Origin of the sequence: Saccharicrinis sp. GN24d3, from assembly GCF_052400645.1 — a bacterium.
GTDB lineage: Bacteria > Bacteroidota > Bacteroidia > Bacteroidales > Marinilabiliaceae > Saccharicrinis.
This window is the reverse complement of record NZ_JBQTGI010000068.1, coordinates 1-2,261: the sequence shown is the minus strand read 5'-3', so window position 1 is coordinate 2,261 and position 2,261 is coordinate 1. Positions and strand designations below refer to the sequence as shown.

General features: G+C 33.4%; 1 protein-coding gene and 1 tRNA gene. One reads left to right on the top strand and one right to left on the bottom strand.

Annotated elements, in window-relative coordinates; genetic code table 11:
• The first annotated feature begins 1,047 nt into the window (after positions 1 to 1,047).
• Positions 1,048 to 1,461, top strand: a complete 414-nt coding sequence (locus tag ACT29I_RS25600) for a pentapeptide repeat-containing protein (protein WP_430932058.1) — start codon at positions 1,048 to 1,050, stop codon at positions 1,459 to 1,461.
• Positions 1,462 to 1,737: 276 nt separating this feature from the next.
• On the opposite strand, the gene ACT29I_RS25595 is transcribed toward ACT29I_RS25600, so the two are convergent.
• Positions 1,738 to 1,819: transfer RNA gene (locus tag ACT29I_RS25595), tRNA-Leu, on the bottom strand.
• Positions 1,820 to 2,261: the final 442 nt, after the last annotated feature.

The following is a 2,261-nucleotide window of genomic DNA, read 5'->3' as shown; positions in this document are numbered from 1 at the left end:
GCCTAAAAATAAAAAGAAGGCAAGGGAACTATTACATTACGGAACTATTGCCGCTTAAAAGTTTAACGAAGTATTGTTATTATAACTTTTAATAAAAAGTAAGAAGTTTAATTATTCTGAAGTTCATTCATTAAAACGTGCTTAATTTTCGGATGTATAATCAATGGAAAGATACTTTAATAATGAACGAATAAATAGTTATTTAGAATAATTAGCCGCAAGGTGCTTTGTTGTTTAACAACAATATATCTATCCAAATATAAGGCAAGATACAACCACAATCTGAATGGAGGCCATTATTGTCTTCATTCCAAATCCGTTTCATGTTTTAATACTTAAGTGAGAAAACATAAAAAAGTAGAATTATTAATAATTGACTAACAAGCAGATGCAGACACATTGGCACTTCTCGCAGCTATGTGGTCACTGGGCCATTTAGACGCACAATTCTTCATCATTCAACCATGCCTTAACCTGGTTCTTTGCTTTCCTCTGATCCTCTTTTTTAGAATATTTATCTGTTATAGTTTTATTTTATTAAAAATTATCCAACCCTAGGGCAGGTAATTACCTCCTTCAAGATTAATAATCGCAGAGTAAGTTGAATAGGGAGACAAAACGCAGTGGGTACCCTTTTCTATAACTTGCTCTTATCATTAAACAAAATTATCTACAACTAAAATGTTTCTGAAAATCCAGGTCCAATACTTCAACTTGTGAAATATATGGACCTGGATTCGGATTTTGGTTTTCCCCAATTACTAATAGAATATTAAGTTGTGAAAGAAAGTGAACAAGAGCACTTTCTTTAATATTGTATGTAAGAAAAAGTGAACTTAAAACCACTTAGGACTTCAAGTTGACTCTAGTTTTAGACATAAATTTCCCTAAAACTTGTGTTTTTTTCCCTTATACCTAAGCATTATGTTCCGTTTTTAGGCTGAAAAAACGTATTTATTGATTGAAAAAATGAAGTGCCATAAATCTCGTCGGAGAATATGTTGTTTTAATATAACTCAAAACACAACTGCTTAATTATTTAAAACCATGGCTGAATTATCTAGAATAGAAATAGTTAAACTTATTGCCACTCCAAATAGAAGAGGTAAGGAGCATCAAATTAGCCTTTCTGGTGTTGATTTATCAAATATTGATTTAACGATGTGTGTATTCGTAGGAACAAACTTTGAAGGAGCAAACCTTAATGATGCAAACCTTAAAGGAACAAACCTTGAAGGAGCAATCCTTGTACGTGCAGACCTCGAAGGTGCAAACCTTACCAATGCAAACCTTACTAAAGCAGACCTAATCTCTGCAATCCTTGAAGATACAAACCTTGACAGAGCAAACCTTAAATATGCAAACCTTGTAGGAACAAACCTTAAAGGGGTAAACCTAGAAGGTGCATACTTTGAAGGAATTTCTAAAAATAAAATAATGGAAAGAAAGTTTTGGATTTAAACCTGAATCAAAGTTTTACTAGGCATGTATGTTTACATCATATTCAAATTACCACTAATGTTATAAAATGATATTGATTTTAAGGAGAGGGAAACCTCTCTTTTTTTTCTTACACGTTTATAAATCTCCGTATTGGAATCTATTTAAAGGAGATTGTACTTAATTGTAATAAATCCCTTTTTTGTCAGTTTGAATCAATGTGGGGGAAATATGGGGATAAAAAGAAACCCGAACTACCTAAGCAGTTCGGGTTCAGATACTTTGATTTCTCAAAAGTACCCAGAGCCGGGATCGAACCGGCACGGGTTGCCCCACTGGTGTTTGAGACCAGCGCGTCTACCAATTCCGCCATCTGGGCAAATGCTATTTTTAACATTTTGCGGATGCAAATATAGGCAAAACGGTCATGATTGCAAATGATTTCTTAAAATATTTCCGCCAGTCGTTTATAAGTACTTCATATAATCCTACCAACCAGGCATATAGAAGGTGATTATACCATAAGAAAAGCATTTTTATACCTACATTAACCACTTTAGATTATCCTGTACAATTCACAAATGTTAATGAACATATAATTTTGAATACGTCAGGATAAAACAATTATCTTCACGCACAAAATCGTATAATACCGATTGATATTTAGACGGAGCCCTAAACTTCGCTCCGCTTTTTTAAGGCTGCTAAACATATATCGGCATATACCAACATTGAATAGTGCTAATTTTGTAACAACTCAGGTATCCAAGGCAACATAATTATATCGGCTATTTAGAAAGGCGATTTTGCCTTAAGATTAG

Bases quoted from the DNA above. Each gene is read 5' to 3' on its own strand.
- ACT29I_RS25600 (WP_430932058.1), top strand. From the start codon at position 1,048: ATGGCTGAATTATCTAGAATAGAAATAGTTAAACTTATTGCCACTCCA.